The organism is Butyricicoccus sp. OF27-2pH9A (genome assembly GCF_027693185.1).
Classification (GTDB): Bacteria; Bacillota; Clostridia; order Oscillospirales; family Butyricicoccaceae; genus Agathobaculum; species Agathobaculum butyriciproducens.
Genome location: NZ_JAQEXK010000016.1, coordinates 47,745 through 64,006 on the forward strand (window position 1 = coordinate 47,745; position 16,262 = coordinate 64,006).

Below are 16,262 nucleotides of genomic sequence, written 5' to 3' on the forward strand. Positions count from 1 at the left end.
ACCATCCGTGTTTTTGTTGCGTTCACCGAATCATTCAGAATATCATTCTTAAGACTTGAAACGCGCAGGATATCGTGCTAACCTATAGACAACGAAATAAATCCCCTGAAAACGCAGTGAACATCACCCATGATTCAAGTGCATTTTCGACGGGGAATTATTTTTCAAAAAGTGCGTTCACGAGAACGCCACAGACTATATCTTACTTATAGGGGGTAACACAATGTCATTCTTCTCCTCACTCGCCTGGACAGGCATCTCCTTCCTGCTGTTCACGGTGCTTGTTGCGGTCATTTCCGCTTGGAAAACCCGCGATGAGCAGCTCGACACAGCTGAGGGCTACTTCCTCGCCGGTCGCGGATTGCCCGGTGTGGTAATCGCCGGTTCTCTGCTGCTGACCAACCTCTCCGCCGAGCAGCTCGTCGGTCTGAACGGTCAAAGCTGGAAAACCAATATGGGCCCGATCGCATGGGAGGTCGGCTCGATGTTTACGCTGCTGGTTCTGGCGTATTACTTCCTGCCGAAGTACCTGAAAATGGGCGCCATGACCATCCCGTCCCTGATGGAGGAGCGCTACGGCAAGGGCACCAAGACGATGTTCTCGCTGGTAATCGTTGTTATGTACTCCATCCTCAACCTGCCGGTCATCCTGTACTCCGGTGCAGTCGTTTTCGAGCAGATCTTCGACATCTCCGGCATCCTCGGCACCAGCAAGTTCATGGCTGTTGCCATCCTGTGCCTCATCATCGGCATCATCGGCGGCTGCTACGCCATCTTCGGCGGCCTGAAGGCAGTTGCGGTTTCTGATACCATCAACGGCATCGGCCTTATCATCGGCGGTCTGATGATCCCGTTCCTCGGCTTCGCGGCCCTGTCCGCTGCAACCGGCGGTCATGGCATCATGGACGGCATCAAGTACATGGTAGAGGCTGATCCGGCCAAAATGAACGCCATCAACGCATGGAATGCACCGGAACCGGAAGTTCCGTGGCCGCTGATCATCACCGGTATGTTCTTCAACAACCTGTACTGGTGGTGCACCAACCAGTCCTTCGTACAGCGTTCCCTCGCAGCAAAGAGCCTGAAGGAAGGCCAGAAGGGCGCTATCTTCTGCGGCTTCCTTAAGTGCCTCGGCCCTCTGTACCTCGTAATCCCGGGCGTCATCGCATTCTACCTGCCGTCCATTCAGGACAAGCTGGCTGCTGCCGGTTCCTCCGCTATCGACTTTGCTTACCCGGCTCTGATCGCTGAGATCGTACCGAAGCCGGTAATGGGCTTCTTCGCCGCTGTCATGTTCGGCGCGATCCTGTCCTCCTTTAACTCGGTACTGAACTCCGCATCCACCATGTTCACCTTGGACCTGTACCGTTCGTCCATCAACCCAAAAGCTTCCGACACCAAGTGTGTTAAGGTCGGCAAGATCTACGGCACCATCGCAGGCTGCATCGCAATTGTTATCTCTCCGTTCGTTATGTACGCCGGCGGCATCACCACCTTCCTGAACTCCATGAGTCAGTTCGTATCCCTGCCGGTGCTGTGCACCATCCTCGGCATCTTCATGTTCAAGCGCATCCCGAAGTACATGCCGAAGGTAATCACCGTGTTCCATGTTGTATGCTACGGTGCGTTCCTGCTCATCAAGCCGTGCTATCCCGGCTCTTCCAACCCGATCCACTATCTGTACGCAATGGCTGTTCTGTTCCCGATCGAGCTGCTCATCATGTGGTATCTGAACAAGTATCATCCGGCTGAGGAGTACGAGATCCACGACGTAGGCGCAGTAGACCTGACCCCGTGGAAGTACCGCCATATTGTATCCATCATCGGCCTGCTTCTGGCACTCGGCATTTACATCCTGTTCTCTCCCCTCGGCATCGCAGCCTGATTTTAAGACAACACACACCTTTTCTTTCCCTTTCGCACCGTTTTCGGTGCAGATCCCTCGCTGTCCGGCGGCGATTGTCCCTCGCTGCCGGGCGGCAAAAAATTTTTTCAAATTTTTCGAAATTACCTCTTGCGTTCTCGTGAACGCAGATGTATAATCAACCTGACCTCAAAAATGAGGAATGCACACACCGAGTACCGACTGATGCGTGCATCAGTAAACACGAAAGTAAACGCAGAACAATCTGCGCTGACCTCTCTCACAAACCACCTTTTCACCCATTTTACACAACATTTTAGGAGGAATTTATCATGGAAAATCTGAACATTGCACTGATCGGCTGCGGCATGATCGGCCGTGAACACATCGAGCGTATCCAGAACCGCATCCGCAATGCACGCATCGTTGCTGTATGCGACGTATTTGAAGAAGGCGCAAAGAAGGGCGCTGAGATCGCCGGCGCCGGCACCAAGGTTTACACCGATTTCAACGAAGCAATCAACGATCCGGACGTAAACGCTGTTGTAGTTACCACCCCGGGTCAGTTCCACAAGGGTCCGGTTCTGGCAGCTATCAAGGCCGGCAAGCCGGTATTCTCCGAGAAGCCGCTGGCTAACACCGCTGCTGACGGCAAGGAGATCGTGGAGGCCGAGATGGCCGGCGGCAAGCACCTCGTACAGGTTGGCTTCATGCGCCGTTACGACCGCGGCTACCGTCAGGTCAAGGAGCTGATCGACTCCGGCAAGTTCGGTGCCCCGATGGTAATCAAGTGTACCCACCGTGCAGACGGCGTTGCCGATGACTACACCACCGCAATGGCTGTTACCGATACCGCAATCCACGAGATCGACGTTCTGCCGTGGCTGGTAAACGACGAGTGGGACGAGGTTCAGTGCATCATGCCGAAGACCAACAGCAAGGTTAAGAACGCGCTGAAGGACCCGCAGATCATGATTATGAAGACCAAGGGCGGCATCATCAACATGCTCGAGGTAAACGTAAACTGCGGCTTCGGCTACGACATCAACTGCGAGGTTGTATGTGAGAACGGCGTTGTAAACCTGCCGTGCCCGTCCTTCCCGACCGTTCGCTACGCTAACGAGGTTTCCACCAAGATCGAGGACAACTGGATCCTGCGCTTCATCGATTCTTACGATGTAGAGATTCAGGACTGGGTTGACCACGCACTCAAGGGTGAGACCGGCGGCTCCTCTGCTTGGGATGGCTACGTTGCTTCCATCACCGCTGACGCTCTGGTTAAGTCCCAGACCTCCGGTGTGCCGGAGAAGGTTGTTACCGGCGGCACCCCGAACTTCTACAAGAAGTAATCCACTCACATTTTCTATTCATTGCTACTCGCTCGCAAGGGTGGCAGAGCTTCCTGCTTTACTGCCCTTGCATATCACCTTAACCACTATACCGCGTTTTACAACGCGAAACTGATACGTTAAAAGGAGTTACTGCTATGAAAATCGGTTTTAACGAAGGCTGCAACCGTTTCTGCGAAAACCACTCCGTACTTGAAGACCTCGACCTGTGCGAGAAGTACGGCTTTGACTACATCGACATCCAGTCCGAGTGCCTCGACCGCGAGATCGCTGCCGGCAAGTACACCATCGATGATCTCGGCGCATGGTTCGCTGACCCGAAGCATCACCTGAAGATGCTGTCCTACAACGCTCTGATCTTCTTCAACATGAAGCAGACACAGGAGGAAAAGGACGCCGTTATGGCAAAGCTCGACCAGATCATCGCAGACTGCAACAAGCTGGGCTGCAAGATGATCGTTGTCGTACCGTCCATGGATCTGACCGTTCCGGCTACCGTTGACGAGATCAAGGCTGATGCTGTTGCAGTCCTCAAGGAGATGGTAAAGAAGGTTGAGCCGCACGGCATCAAGCTGTCCATCGAGTTCTGCGGCGCACCGACCATGTCCATCAACCGCTTCGAGTACGCTTACGACATCGTTACCGAGGTAGATCATCCGCTCGTCGGCATCACCCTCGACCAGTACCACTTCCATGCAATGGCTTCCGAGTGGGCTGCTCTTGAGAAGGCTGACGGCAAGAAGATTTTCGTATGGCACCTGAACGGCATGGAGAATATGCCGTGCGGCGCTGCTTACAACAACGACGAGAAGCGTCTGTGGCCGGGCGAGCCGGGCGACTGCCTCGACCACAAGCGTTACGCAGATACCCTCAAGAAGATCGGCTTTGAAGGCGACGTTTGCACCATGGAGGTGTTCCGTCCGGACTACTACAAGCTGTCCAGCGAGGAGAACATCAAGAAGGCCGCCGAGGTTACCAAGGCACATGTTGCGAAGTACTGGGCTGACTGATTTCACAGAGTGAAGATTTAAGGCAACACCGCACAATTAAAGCGGCGATGCTTTGCGGAAATTTTGTGTCCTGACTTTGTTGCAGTTTCACGGTAATACATCAAGTATTACCGCAAAACTGCGCCTCGTCAGTACGCAAAATTTACTCGCAAATCACTCTTGTTCAATTATGCGGTATTGCCTTAAGAGTGGAGAGTGAAGAGCTTTCCACTCTTTTTCTGTATACCCGCAAAAGAGAAAGAGTGGAGAAAATCTCCACTCTTAAATCTTTTATAAGGCGCTGCTGACTACCGCCGCGACCTCTGTCTCACTGATTCCCTGCTCCGTGTTGCCATCAACCTGAGCAAAAACAAGCTGAATGCGGCGTGGTTCAAGCACACGAACGCACTCGAGGAAAGCTATCCGTGCGATGAGTTAGACAGTAACCTCGCCTTTGTGTGGGATGCTGTGCGTGCTCTGCCGCCCAAGTACCGCGAACCGATTCATCCGTTCTACCATGAAGGGTATTCTGCCGCGGAAATCGCACGCATTCTCGGACAGAAAGAGAGCACCGTGCGTTCCCTGCTGCACCGCGGACGCAGTATGCTCAAAGAGACACTGAAGGAGGCGTATGATTTCGATGAATAAGTACAACCGTTTGATGGAGCACGTCAATCTGTCTTCTGACCTCGAGCAGCGCCTGCATGATGCGCTGGATAAACCGCCGGTGCGCAAACCGTCCGCCTGGAGAAGATACGGCGCAGCTGCCGCTTGTCTGGTACTGATTATCGGCGGCACAGCTGTTATGCAGATAAACCGCATGTCTGCTAATCCGGATGGTGAGGGAAAGGAACCGCCTGTCACCGCCACTGCGCCGCAGGATTACGACACGACAGACGCGCTTGCCGCTGCGCTCTCCTTCCCGCTTGCGCTGCCGCAGAGCTTGCCTGACGGTTATGCGTTCGATTCGGCATCCGATCAGTTCGGCATGGCCGTGGTGGTCTATGCGGATACGCAGGGTCATACGCTCAAGTACTGCATGGGGCAGGGCGAGGACGCGCTCGAAGGTATGAACCATGCCGTTTCCGGCGAGAAACTCGAAGGTACGGACGCACTGCTCTATGCCGAGACAGGTTATACCTCGGCCGAGTGGAAGGATAGCCAGTATAGCTACTGCTTTATTGCGGATGAAACTTTCGATACCGCAGTTTGGCAGGCTCTGGTAAACAGCATAAAATAATCTGCTAATTTATTGAGCTGTACCGCAGGGATGGGTTTCATCCTCACAATAATTTCTATTTACTAATTCCTAATTCCTCATTTTTCTGCTATACTATATAGTTAGGAACAAGAAGAAGGAAGGATACCATGACACTCTACATCAATGCCTGTCCGCGGGCAGAGTCGCGGACGGCACGGCTGGCGCGCGCCTATCTCGCACGCATAAGCGACGTCACTGAGCTGAACATATACGATCAGCCGCTTGTCCCGCTCGACCATGAACGGCTTGCTCACCGCGAATCGCTCATTGCCGGCGGCAAATGGCACGACCCGATGTTCGATTATGCCCACCAGTTTGCTGATGCCGACGATATCATCATTGCCGCTCCCTATTGGGACCTGGGCTTTCCGGCACAGCTGAAAACCTATATCGAGAACATTTATGTCACCGGCATTGTCAGCGCCTACAACGACCACGGGCAGCCGTGCGGTCTGTGCCGCGCCCGCAGTCTGACCTACATCACCACCGCAGGCGGCGCGTACGACCCGCGGTTCAGCTTCGATTATCTGACCGCTATGGCCAAAGAATACTTCGGTATCCGCGAGACCCGCCTTATCTATGCGGAGCGTCTCGACATCTGCGGCAACGACCCCGAGGCTATTCTGCAATCCGCAATCGACCAAATTGAAAGGAGCGCTGACCGATGACCGGAACCTGTGACGACTGCGCCTACAACGTCTACGATGATGAAATGGATGAATATGTATGCGAAGCCTATCTGGATGAGGACGAATTTTACCGCCTGATGCAGACCGGCAAAAGCTGTCCGTACTACCGCTCCGGCGATGATTATGAACTGGTACGTCACCAGAATTAAGGAGGAACCCTGACGATGACCGAACTTGAAAAAGCCGCTTCCGGCCTGCTGTACGATGCCAACAGCGACCCCGCACTGCTCGAAGCGCGTGCACAGACCAGCGATCTGTGCATGGATTACAACGCACTCCGTTCCTCCCAGAAGGAGGAGAAAAACGCCCTTCTGCATACCATTTTAGGTGCCTGTGCGCCCGATATCGTCATTGAGCCGCCGTTTTTTGTCGATTACGGCAGCCATACGCGTGTCGGCCGTGCATTTTATGCAAACCATAACCTTGTGATTCTGGACGCAGCGCCGGTCACCATCGGCGACCATGTGTTCATCGGCCCGAACTGCTGTATCTCGACCGCAGGCCATCCGTTCGATGTTGCACAGCGCAACGCCGGGCTGGAATATGCCAAGCCGGTCACCATCGGCAATAACGTCTGGATTGGCATGGGCGTGCAGATTTGTCCGGGCGTCACCATCGGCGATAACGCTGTCATCGGTGCAGGCAGCGTTGTGACGGAGGATGTACCGGCAGGTATGCTTGCCATCGGCGTGCCGTGCAAGGCCGTGAAGCAGGTAGCGAATAAACCGCAGAGACGCATTCTCTGATGAATCAGTAATTGGGAATTTTATCTCCCATAGGGCAGACCACCGGTCTGCCCTTTTATTTTACCTCTGCAGAACGTGAAAAAGGGAGGCCACTGGCCTCCCCTGCGAAACATAAAACCGTATCGTCGATTACTAACTGCTAATTTATTGAACCGCTTCGACAGTCTCCGAACCGCCCTCTTTATAGGTATAAACGGTAAACCCGTCATACGTCCAGATGCCGTCCTCGCCTTCGCCCATGCAGCTCGGCGAATAGCTCTTGGATGTCGGTGCGCCGAGTGCGCTCTCGAGTGCGGATGCGGACGAGCCGACGTACCCGCTCGCCTGAGAGGCAGTCGGCTTCGCCGGTTCTGCGGGTTTGGTCTCAGCCGGAGCGCTTGCCGCAGGCTTGCTCTGTGCCGGCTTGCTTGCCGGAGCAGATGCCGCCGGTTTGCTCGTCGAGGCAGACGGCTTGCTCGTGCCCGCCGGGGCAGACGGCTTTGCGGTCGTGGTGTTCGTGCTGCTCGTCACCGGCTTGGTTTCGTTGGTTTTATCCTCGGTTTTGCTGTCGGTCGAGGTCTTATCGTCAGTCTTAGTCTCGGTCTTTGCGTCCTCGGTCTTGGTCTCGTCGGATTTCTCCTCGGTCTTCGCTTCGTCCTTCTTATCCTCCGTTTTGCCGGTCTGGACGGTCTGGCTCTCGTCCTTGGTATCGTCCTGTGCGGTGTTGCCGCCGCACGCAGCAAGACCAAAGCAGAGCGTTAGTGCCAGCAGCATGGCTGTCAGCTTTTTCATAGAATTTCCTCCATATTGTTTATTTCACTTGCAGCTACTGATTAGACGGATTACGGTTCGGTTTTGTTCCCCAAATCCGGTGAATATTTTAGTATATTCGGCAGATTTCGCTCAACGATCTCGATGATGACCGTATCGCCCTCCTGCACCTGCTCCAGCGGATACGGCATCTGCCGGGTGATGATCGCCTCACGGAAATCCTCCGCGAGAAACGGATGCAGCGCATTGCCGAACGAATCGCGGCACAGCAGCAGCCGACCGTTCGGCGCATTCTCCTGTGTGGTCTGCATGAGGATATCCTCGTCCGAGCGCGGCGGGTTCACATACGAAAACGAGGTATGATACACCTGCGTTTCCTCCTTTTGCGTGCCTTTCGGGTACAGCATTTGGTAAAGATCGCCGCTGTGGCTCCGCTCGGTCGTATATTCCTCATCCGTAAATTCCGTATGCGGCAGACCGAGCGTGCTCATCAGATAATCGTGTGCGAGCGCGGCACCCCGGTTCGTCCAGTGCGAGTCGGTCTTGTAATACAGCACGTTTGCGTGTGCGCGGAACACGGAGAACAGGTCGGCATAGTTCACGCCCTCCTGCTCGAGATACGGCAGCACGCGTTCGTAGTTGCCGTCCGCGTCCTCGGTCAGGTAGCGCGCAGGCATGTGCTCCGGGTAAAGCGAGCTTTTATTCGGCGCAATCGTGAACAGAAAGCGCGCGCCGCGGCTTTCGCAGTAGTCCTGCATGGATTTTACCGTCTGCGCCAGCTGCTGCGCCTCACTCTCGGTCAGCGTTGCGTGATTCTGATAATCATCGAGCGTTTTCGCGTAGTACAGCCAGCCGTCCGTACCATAAATGACATCCTCAGCAGGCGAGGTGCACAGCAGCCTGGTCTGCAGGGCGGCGTTCGCGGTGACAAGCTCCTGCCGGAAGCCGAAATGGTCAGCAACATAATCAGTCAGGTCACCGAGAAACTCTGCGTTCCAGCCGGTCTGCGCGTTCCACAGGCTCGGCTTGGGCGTGAGATGCTCATTGCCTGCCGCCTGCTGCTCGGGCAGCACGAGCATACCCGCCGCCGGGATCAGGCACAGCGACAAAAACGCCGCTGTAAACCATTTATATTTCATATTTCACCTCAAAATCGGAAGTAAATGAACGGATTAAACGAGCCTGCCGCAAGGTACATCATGCACAGCAGCAGCAAACCCAGAGAGCCGATGAACGTCACGTTCTCGCGTTTCGGCGTATGCTCACGGGCCACAGGCGTGCACAGGAGCAGCGCAAGACACAGCGTCAGTGCAAACGCAGGTGTAAATTTTGCCCAGACAGCCGCCGTGCCCAGCCAGTGCAGACCAATGCCGGAGAACATCGCGGCATACATGGCGCCGGCCTGCGCCAACGTGTCCGCACGAAACAGCGTAAAGCCGAGCACGACCACGAGCAGCGTGTACAGCTGTCCGATTCGTTTTCCCTTGAGCTTGTCTACCGGAATCGCACCGCAGTCCTCAAGCACGGAAAACAAGCCGTGCCACAGTCCCCAGAGGACGAACGTCCAGCTTGCGCCGTGCCACAGTCCGGTTGCGAAAAATACGAGAAAACGGTTGAGCCACGTCCGCGCATTCCCCTTTCGGTTGCCGCCGAGAGGAATATACAGATAGTCGCGGAACCAGCCGGACAACGAAATGTGCCAGCGGCGCCAGAACTCCTTGATGGTGGTCGCGATGTAAGGATAATTGAAGTTTTCGCGGAAATGGAAGCCAAACATGCGTCCGAGACCGATGGCCATATCGCTGTAGCCGGAAAAATCGAAGTAGATCTGCAGCGTGTAGCAAATGGCGCCCGTCCATCCTGCCAGCATGCCGATCTCTCCGGCAGGCAGCGCGAACACAGTGTCCGCCATCTGACCGAGCGCGTTCGACAGCAGCAGCTTTTTGCTCAGACCGCAGATAAACCGGCGGATGCCAAGCGCGGTCTCCTGCGGAGTGGTGCGGCGGCTGTCGATTTCCTGCTCGATATCGTGGTATTTGACGATCGGCCCGGCGATCAGCTGCGGGAAAAACGCGATGTACAGCAGCACCTTCTTGAACGAGTGAGAGACCGTTTGTGGCTCACGGTACACGTCGATGACGTAGGAAAGTCCCTGAAAGGTGAAGAACGAGATGCCGATGGGCAGCGCAATGCCGGTCAGCGGCAGACTCAGCCCGCACAGTGCGTTCAGTGTGCGGATAGCAAAATCCGCGTACTTGAACACGGCGAGCAGCCCTATTCCGCCGAGGACAGCAAGCGTGACGCCGAGTTTGGCGTACTTTCCTGCGGCCAACCGTCCGCAGACGTAGTTGAGCGCCACCGATGCGAGCAGCAGCGGCAGATAATACACCTGTCCGAACGAGTAGAACACCAGACTTGCGAGGAGCAGCCAGGTGTTTTTCGCATCCACGTTCGACAGCCTGCGATCGAGCAGAAACACGATCGGCACAAAGAAAAACAGCGAAATTGCAGAACTAAATACCATAGATTAACCCTTTATGCACCGCAATTCCGTCTGCGGTGTTATTTTTTCGTACTTGCAGAGTTTGCGACCGCAATACCTCCGCTGACCAGCACGAGCGCCGCCAGATTGCGTGCGGTGAAGATATTCTCGCCGAGCACGAGCGCGGAGAACAGCGTGCCGAACACCGGAATCAGGAAGCCGAACAGGCTGACCTTTCCGACCGGAAATTTACCCAAAAGCGCCGTCCAGATGGTAAACGCGGCCGCAGACAGCGCGATCATGTAGCCGAGCAGCAACACGCCGCCGAGCGTCACCCGACCGAGTGCGCCTCCGCCAGCCGTGCCGACACCCAGCAGAAAACAGCCGCCGATGAGCAGCTGCCATCCGGTCAGCAGCATGGGATCACGGCCGGGCGTGTAAATGCGCGAAACAAGCGCGCCCGCGCCCGCCGATACCGCGCTCAGCAGCACCAGACCGTCACCGGTGAGGTTGAAGCCGTTCAGTCCGCCCAGTCCGAGCGCGAGCACGCCCGCAAAGCCGCAGATGCAGCCAAGCGTTTTCCGTCGGTTGAGCTTGTCATTCGGCAGCAGGCAATGCGCCAACAGCAGCGCGAAAAACGTCTGCGTGCCGGAGAGCACCGAGCCTTTAGTGCCGGTCGTGCCGCTCAGACCGATGTAGTAGCACACATACTGCAGCATGCTCTGAAACAGACTGATTGCCAGAATCGGCTTGATTTCATCCCGTTTGGGCACGATTCGGTGCCCTTTCAGCCCAGTCACGAGCAGCACAAGCATTCCCGCCAGCGCAAACCGCCAGCCGGCAAATACAAGCTGCGAAAACGGCGCGTCAGCCGAGACAGCGAACAGTTCGTACCCGCGCTTGACGCACGGCGCCGCACTGCCCCAGAGAGCGGTGCATAAAATCGCCGGTAAATATAATTGACGTAACAGACTGCGTTTTTGTTCCCCCATTTTGATACTCCCAGACAAAAATTTTTATGATTGCTGCTATCAGTATACCATACTTCCCTGCTCTCCTGCAAGAAAGGGAGTTTTATCGGACTTTCTCTGTGGTACACTGTCCTCAGTAAAAAAGAGAGGTGAAGCCATGATCTACACTTGCGACACCAAATGCTGCCACTTTATCTTCTTCGGCAGCGCTGAAACCCACGTCTGTCCGGATTGCGGCAAACACAGCATCCGGCCGTCCACGCTCGAGGAACGCGCCGCGTTCTTCCGCCGCCAGACCGAGTTCGCACAGGAGCATCCGACCGGATGAGATTTTCTCCGCGGCACAGAAAAAGACCTTCCGAAACGCTCCTCGGAAGGTCTTTCACATACTGTCTTCAGTTGTCATGTACGGTTTCTGCCCCTCGTCTTTATTTTTTCAGCAATTACTTGCCGCGACGAGCATTGCGGTGCATGGTCTTAGCGGAAACGTGTTCACTCTCCAGTTCTACCATACGAGCGTTTACCAGTCCATTAAAGAAACTTCTCATACCCATAATCTTTGCACTCCTTTTCAGTGGTTCAGGTGATTGTATTTTTGAGATCCTTTCCTGATCTCTGGTATTATAATACACTTTCCCTGAAAAGAATACAAGAGCAAGTTTTTATGAATATATCACAACTCAACCATAATTGTTTTGTACAGTTTGCACAGCGCCGCTTGACACCTTATACATAATTAACCGAAACTACTTGTGAACTTTACACAATAAATCAGCGATACTCCTTCGCCAGTCGTTCAAACAGCGGCAGCGCACGCTCAATGGTCTCGGTTTTCACACAGTAAGAAATTCGCATATGACCGGGGGCACCAAAATCCGCACCCGGAACGACCAACAGGTCATATTTCTTTGCGCGTTCACTGAAGGCGCGGTCATCCGCCTCGAGCGTCTGCGGGAACAGATAAAACGCGCCGTCCGGCTTGACACAGTGATACCCCATCGAGGTCAGACCGTTAAAGAGCAGGTCGCGGTTGGTCTGGTAGACCGCAATATCGCTGGTCTGGTCGGCACAGCGTGCCGCTACGCGCTGGAACATACTCGGCGCACAAACATAACCGAGTGCGCGTCCTGCACCGCAGACAGCGGCATACAGTTCTCTGCTGTCGGCGGCTGCCGGCGGCACGAGCACATAGCCGATACGCTCACCCGGCAGCGACAGCGACTTGGAGTACGAGTAGCAGATAATGGTATCGTCGTAGAAATGCGGCACGAACGGCACCTGCACGCCATCATATACGATCTCACGGTACGGCTCGTCCGAAATGAGGTAAATCGGGTGACCGTATTCCTTCTCCTTGCCGCGCAGCATGTCGGCAAGGCGCTTGATGGTCTGCTCGGAGTACACTGCACCGGACGGATTGTTCGGCGAGTTAACAACGACCGCCTTGGTGTGCTCATTCAGGCACTGTTCGAGCGCACCGAAGTCAATCTGAAAATCCGCGATAGACGGCGGCACAATGACGCACTTGGCACCGGCACCGCTTTCGATGAACATTTTATATTCCGGGAAATACGGCGCAAACACAATAATCTCGTCACCCTCACAGACGATCGCCTTGAACGCACAAGAGAGTGCGGCTGCCGCGCCTGCAGTCAGATACAGGCTGTCGCCGGTGTAGTCTGTGCCGAAACGCTTGTTAAGGCTGTCCGCCAGTGCGCCTCGCACATCTGCGGCACCCTGTGCCGAGGTATAGCCGTGCAGTGCAACCGGATCACCTGCCGCCTCGACGTAAATCGCCTGACGAACCGCCTCCGGGGCGGGTACGTTCGGGTTGCCGATCGAGAAATCGAATACGTTCTCGCGGCCAACGATTGCCGCACGGCTGTTCCCGTACTCGAACAGCTCGCGGATCGTCGAACGGCGGCTGCCTAAATCCATCATGTGCTCATTTATCATGGTTATCTACTCCTGTCAGGGGTTCTCCCTGCGAAAATTACTGCCCTTATTATACCATACTATTTTATCAGAGTGAAGAGTGGAGAGTGCGGAGTGGAGCGCTTTCTTTTATGTTGTGAGAGAGCACGCTGTGCTCCCCTGCGGGATGAATTGTGCAGAGCGGGATGGTTCCCGCCGTTTCCTGCCAAATAACACAATAAAAAACGGAGAACAGAAAGCAAACGTCAGACGTTCATTTTCCATTCTCCATTTCCAATTATCAATCCGCCAGTCCGATAGCTGCCGAAAGCGGCATCGACAGCACAATACCGTGGCTGCGGGTCTTCATCCCGACCGCCTGCATCAGCGCCGTCATAACCTGCTGTTTCTCATCGCTTCGCACCACGAGGAACACGATTTCCTTTTCGGCCTGAATTTCAATACCGAAAAACCGCTTGACCTCATTTTCCGCAATACCGCGCGCGGAAATGACCGTGCCGCCGCGCGCACCGGCCTTTCGCGCCGCATCCATCGCCACGTTGGTATAGCCGCGCTCCATCACAACTGCTACAACGTCAAAACCGTTGTTCTTCTCTGTCTCGTGCATCCTGCTGACCTCCTTTTGCTCCTCGTCTGCAGCGGTCAGCAGCTTATGCCACCGCAGACCAATGCCTGTAATCGGAATGGTAAACGCGATTCCGCGTCCGGGATACCGCATTTCCAGCTCACGTCCGAGCCTTTTGATCAGGCGAACGCCGGTCTGACGGCTGACCATGCACATCACAATGGCCTTTGCCGTTTCACCGATACCGAGCAGGTCGAGCATTTCCGTGCGCGCCGTGCCGTGTGCCATGCACACAAAGTCCACCGGTGCCTGTTCCTCACGATAGATACGCAGCACCTTTTCGCCCTGCTCCACGTCAACAACGGCCGCCACGACCTCTACCGCGCTCTGCACTGTCATCTGCGGTCGGTTTTCACTCATGCTCTGCTCCCTCCAAAACGATGATGCTGTCCTCATCCTCTGCGGAAACATCGGACGCATCCTCGCTGTTCTGTTTCTTTTTATAGATGAGACCCAGCACCTGAATGGTAAGCAGCGGGGTCATGGCTACCATAGCTACAATACCGAAGGCGTCAGTCATCACGTTGCCGTCGAGCGCTTCACACGCGCCCATGGCGAACGGCAGCAGGAATGTGGTCGTCATCGGACCGGATGCAACGCCGCCCGAGTCAAATGCGATGCCGGTGAAAATTTTCGGCACGCAGAAAGTCAGTCCCAGTGCGGCAAGATAACCCGGCACCAGTATATAATAGATTGAAATGCCTGTCAATACGCGCAGCATAGCCATGCCGACCGAGCAGGCCACGCCGATGGACAGGCTGAGCATCATCGCTCTCTGCGAGATGCCGCCGTTTGTGATGGACTCGACCTGTCGATTGAGCACATGCACGGCCGGCTCCGCAGTTACCAGAAAATAGCCGATAAGCATGCCGAGCGGCACCAGCACCCATTCACGTCCGCTCAGCGCCAGCTGCTGTCCAAGATAATGTCCCACGGGCATAAATCCGACGTTTACACCGGTCAAAAACAGCGACAATCCGGTAAATGTGTACACAAAGCCCACGCCGATCTTGCGCAGCTGCATGGCATGGAATCTGCGGAAAATCAGCTGAAATACCGCGCAGAACAGGATGATTGGCACCAGTGCGGACAAAACCTCGTGTATGTACGCGGGCAGCTCCACCACAAATGTGTGTGCTGCCTGACGGGTATCCTCCACATCCGGCACAGTCACTGCCGTGTAGCCTGCACCGTTTGTTGGATAGAAAATACCAAGCAGCAGCACCGCCAGTACCGGCCCGATGCTGCACAGCGCAACCAGACCAAAGCTGTCCTCCTGTGCGCCGCTATCGCCTCGGATAGAGGCTAAACCGACACCGAGCGCCATGATGAACGGTACGGTGACCGGTCCGGTGGTCACGCCGCCCGAGTCAAACGCCACAGAAACGAACTCGTTCGGCACGAAAGCCGACAGGATAAACACCACCGCGTAAAACACAATGAGCAGCAGCGACAGACGAATCTTGAACAGCGTACGCAGCATAGCCAGCACGAAAAACAGACCGACGCCGACCGCGACCGTCCAGATCAGCACATTGTTTGGAATGGACGGCACCTGACCGGCCAGAACCTGCAGATCCGGCTCCGCGATCGTGATAAGTATGCCGATGATGAGCGTAATGAGTATCACGATGAACAGATTTTTCGTGCGCGGCAGCTGTGCGCCGATACCCTCGCCCATAGGCGTCATAGATACGTCCGTGCCGAGTGAAAACAATGCCATACCGACGATAAGCAGCGCCGCACCGGTCAAAAACAGCACCATTGTGCCGACCGGCATCGGTGTGATCGTCACACTGAGCAGCAGCACGATGATCGTGATCGGCAGGACAGACGACACCGACTCGCTGATTTTTTCTTTCAGAATTTTGTTCATTCTCGACCCCCTGCTTCGCGATAAAATACCAATTTAGGCTATTATATCATGCAAGGAGAGGTGAATTCCAGTGAACAGGGACTTCTTAACGAAAACAAAACACCGACTCTTTCGAGTCGGTGTTCGGTGTGCGCGATGAGTTATCTTCCCGGGCCGTCACCAGCCAAGTATTGTCACCGTAAACGAGCTTAACTACTGTGTTCGGAATGGGAACAGGTGTACCCTCGTCACAATAATCACGCACTTACTTTCTTGTGAACAAGAAAGTAAGCAATGAAAACTTTACCTGCGCTTACGCGCTCTTGTTCAAAAGAAACCTTATTTAGAAACATATTACTATGTTTGCTACTTTGTTATACCGTCAGCACTGTTATAAAAGATTGGTGACCCGTGGGAGAATCGAACTCCCGTTTGCGGCGTGAGAGGCCGCTGTCTTAGCCGCTTGACCAACGGGCCATAACAGTTAGACTTCCGGTATCTCGGTTTCGCTGTGGACTCTCTCGAACCCACAGCGCACCGAATCTGGTACACCATCACGGGCTCGAACCGTGGACCCACTGATTAAGAGTCAGTTGCTCTACCAACTGAGCTAATGGTGCATACTTTCTTGTGTACAAGAAAGTATGCAAAGAAAACTTTACCTGCACACTTCGTGTGCTTTACTTTCTCATTCACAATCTGAAAGTGTAATTTAATTCTTTACACCCTCAAAACTGAACAATCCT

General features: G+C 54.7%; 16 protein-coding genes, 2 tRNA genes and 1 rRNA gene. 9 read left to right on the forward strand and 10 right to left on the reverse strand.

Annotated elements, in window-relative coordinates; genetic code table 11:
• The first annotated feature begins 223 nt into the window (after positions 1–223).
• From PG722_RS11485 to PG722_RS11520, 8 genes are all read left to right on the forward strand, one after another.
• The gene (locus PG722_RS11485; RefSeq protein WP_270580618.1) at positions 224–1,885 is read left to right on the forward strand and encodes a solute:sodium symporter family transporter; all 1,662 of its coding nucleotides are present in this window, start codon (positions 224–226) and stop codon (positions 1,883–1,885) included.
• A 311-nt stretch (positions 1,886–2,196) separates the two neighbouring features.
• On the forward strand, positions 2,197–3,213 hold the full coding sequence (locus PG722_RS11490; protein WP_270580619.1) for a Gfo/Idh/MocA family protein: 1,017 nt from the start codon (positions 2,197–2,199) through the stop codon (positions 3,211–3,213).
• A 137-nt stretch (positions 3,214–3,350) separates the two neighbouring features.
• Positions 3,351–4,223, forward strand: coding sequence for a sugar phosphate isomerase/epimerase family protein (locus PG722_RS11495; RefSeq protein ID WP_270580620.1), 873 nt, complete (start codon positions 3,351–3,353; stop codon positions 4,221–4,223).
• Between the two features lie 435 nt (positions 4,224–4,658).
• Complete coding sequence (locus PG722_RS11500; RefSeq protein ID WP_158578385.1) at positions 4,659–4,850, forward strand: RNA polymerase sigma factor; 192 nt, start codon at positions 4,659–4,661, stop codon at positions 4,848–4,850.
• Positions 4,843–5,442, forward strand: coding sequence for a hypothetical protein (locus PG722_RS11505; RefSeq protein ID WP_270580621.1), 600 nt, complete (start codon positions 4,843–4,845; stop codon positions 5,440–5,442). The genes PG722_RS11500 and PG722_RS11505 overlap by 8 nt, the downstream gene beginning before the upstream one ends.
• A gap of 128 nt (positions 5,443–5,570) precedes the next feature.
• Positions 5,571–6,131: an NAD(P)H-dependent oxidoreductase gene (locus PG722_RS11510; protein ID WP_270580622.1), complete on the forward strand. Its 561-nt coding sequence runs from the start codon at positions 5,571–5,573 to the stop codon at positions 6,129–6,131.
• On the forward strand, positions 6,128–6,301 hold the full coding sequence (locus PG722_RS11515) for a DUF6472 family protein (RefSeq protein WP_165815537.1): 174 nt from the start codon (positions 6,128–6,130) through the stop codon (positions 6,299–6,301). Before PG722_RS11510 ends, PG722_RS11515 begins: the two co-directional genes overlap by 4 nt.
• A 15-nt stretch (positions 6,302–6,316) precedes the next feature.
• Complete coding sequence (locus PG722_RS11520) at positions 6,317–6,898, forward strand: sugar O-acetyltransferase (protein WP_119190242.1); 582 nt, start codon at positions 6,317–6,319, stop codon at positions 6,896–6,898.
• Positions 6,899–7,042: 144 nt separating this feature from the next.
• On the opposite strand, the gene PG722_RS11525 is transcribed toward PG722_RS11520, so the two are convergent.
• Genes PG722_RS11525 through PG722_RS11540 form a run of 4 tightly spaced genes read right to left on the reverse strand, consistent with a single transcriptional unit; the run spans position 7,043 to position 11,122 of the window.
• Positions 7,043–7,669, reverse strand: a complete 627-nt coding sequence (locus PG722_RS11525; RefSeq protein WP_270580623.1) for a hypothetical protein — start codon at positions 7,667–7,669, stop codon at positions 7,043–7,045.
• Between the two features lie 50 nt (positions 7,670–7,719).
• A complete protein-coding gene (locus PG722_RS11530) occupies positions 7,720–8,787 on the reverse strand; it encodes an alginate O-acetyltransferase AlgX-related protein (RefSeq protein WP_270580624.1) in 1,068 nt (355 codons plus the stop codon).
• 8 nt (positions 8,788–8,795) lie between these two features.
• Positions 8,796–10,172, reverse strand: coding sequence for an MBOAT family O-acyltransferase (locus tag PG722_RS11535; protein WP_270580625.1), 1,377 nt, complete (start codon positions 10,170–10,172; stop codon positions 8,796–8,798).
• Between the two features lie 38 nt (positions 10,173–10,210).
• Complete coding sequence (locus PG722_RS11540; RefSeq protein WP_270580626.1) at positions 10,211–11,122, reverse strand: DMT family transporter; 912 nt, start codon at positions 11,120–11,122, stop codon at positions 10,211–10,213.
• A gap of 136 nt (positions 11,123–11,258) precedes the next feature.
• On the opposite strand from PG722_RS11540, the gene PG722_RS11545 reads away from it, so the two are divergent.
• The gene (locus tag PG722_RS11545; RefSeq protein WP_158574468.1) at positions 11,259–11,429 is read left to right on the forward strand and encodes a hypothetical protein; all 171 of its coding nucleotides are present in this window, start codon (positions 11,259–11,261) and stop codon (positions 11,427–11,429) included.
• 443 nt (positions 11,430–11,872) lie between these two features.
• Here PG722_RS11545 and PG722_RS11550 read toward each other — a convergent pair whose 3' ends face one another.
• The 6 genes from PG722_RS11550 to PG722_RS11575 form a co-directional block, all read right to left on the reverse strand.
• Positions 11,873–13,057 carry a pyridoxal phosphate-dependent aminotransferase gene (locus PG722_RS11550; protein ID WP_270580627.1) on the reverse strand — a complete coding sequence of 395 codons (1,185 nt, stop codon included), beginning with the start codon at positions 13,055–13,057 and terminating at the stop codon, positions 11,873–11,875.
• Positions 13,058–13,316: 259 nt separating this feature from the next.
• Positions 13,317–14,021, reverse strand: coding sequence for a hypothetical protein (locus PG722_RS11555; protein ID WP_270580628.1), 705 nt, complete (start codon positions 14,019–14,021; stop codon positions 13,317–13,319).
• The gene (locus PG722_RS11560; RefSeq protein WP_270580629.1) at positions 14,014–15,537 is read right to left on the reverse strand and encodes a DUF1538 domain-containing protein; all 1,524 of its coding nucleotides are present in this window, start codon (positions 15,535–15,537) and stop codon (positions 14,014–14,016) included. The genes PG722_RS11555 and PG722_RS11560 overlap by 8 nt, the downstream gene beginning before the upstream one ends.
• Positions 15,538–15,664: 127 nt before the next feature.
• Positions 15,665–15,781 (reverse strand): 5S ribosomal RNA (gene rrf, locus PG722_RS11565).
• A gap of 137 nt (positions 15,782–15,918) precedes the next feature.
• Positions 15,919–15,993: transfer RNA gene (locus PG722_RS11570), tRNA-Glu, on the reverse strand.
• A 67-nt stretch (positions 15,994–16,060) separates the two neighbouring features.
• Positions 16,061–16,136, reverse strand: a tRNA-Lys gene (locus PG722_RS11575).
• Positions 16,137–16,262: the final 126 nt, after the last annotated feature.

Excerpts from the sequence above, each read along its gene's own strand:
- PG722_RS11520 (WP_119190242.1), top strand. The coding sequence starts at position 6,317 with ATGACCGAACTTGAAAAAGCCGCTTCCGGCCTGCTGTACGATGCCAAC.
- PG722_RS11540 (WP_270580626.1), bottom strand. The coding sequence starts at position 11,122 with ATGGGGGAACAAAAACGCAGTCTGTTACGTCAATTATATTTACCGGCG.
- PG722_RS11490 (WP_270580619.1), top strand. The coding sequence starts at position 2,197 with ATGGAAAATCTGAACATTGCACTGATCGGCTGCGGCATGATCGGCCGT.
- PG722_RS11555 (WP_270580628.1), bottom strand. The coding sequence starts at position 14,021 with ATGAGTGAAAACCGACCGCAGATGACAGTGCAGAGCGCGGTAGAGGTC.
- PG722_RS11505 (WP_270580621.1), top strand. The coding sequence starts at position 4,843 with ATGAATAAGTACAACCGTTTGATGGAGCACGTCAATCTGTCTTCTGAC.
- PG722_RS11495 (WP_270580620.1), top strand. The coding sequence starts at position 3,351 with ATGAAAATCGGTTTTAACGAAGGCTGCAACCGTTTCTGCGAAAACCAC.
- PG722_RS11560 (WP_270580629.1), bottom strand. The coding sequence starts at position 15,537 with ATGAACAAAATTCTGAAAGAAAAAATCAGCGAGTCGGTGTCGTCTGTC.
- PG722_RS11535 (WP_270580625.1), bottom strand. The coding sequence starts at position 10,172 with ATGGTATTTAGTTCTGCAATTTCGCTGTTTTTCTTTGTGCCGATCGTG.
- PG722_RS11485 (WP_270580618.1), top strand. The coding sequence starts at position 224 with ATGTCATTCTTCTCCTCACTCGCCTGGACAGGCATCTCCTTCCTGCTG.
- PG722_RS11510 (WP_270580622.1), top strand. The coding sequence starts at position 5,571 with ATGACACTCTACATCAATGCCTGTCCGCGGGCAGAGTCGCGGACGGCA.
- PG722_RS11515 (WP_165815537.1), top strand. The coding sequence starts at position 6,128 with ATGACCGGAACCTGTGACGACTGCGCCTACAACGTCTACGATGATGAA.
- PG722_RS11550 (WP_270580627.1), bottom strand. The coding sequence starts at position 13,057 with ATGATAAATGAGCACATGATGGATTTAGGCAGCCGCCGTTCGACGATC.
- PG722_RS11525 (WP_270580623.1), bottom strand. The coding sequence starts at position 7,669 with ATGAAAAAGCTGACAGCCATGCTGCTGGCACTAACGCTCTGCTTTGGT.
- PG722_RS11545 (WP_158574468.1), top strand. The coding sequence starts at position 11,259 with ATGATCTACACTTGCGACACCAAATGCTGCCACTTTATCTTCTTCGGC.
- PG722_RS11530 (WP_270580624.1), bottom strand. The coding sequence starts at position 8,787 with ATGAAATATAAATGGTTTACAGCGGCGTTTTTGTCGCTGTGCCTGATC.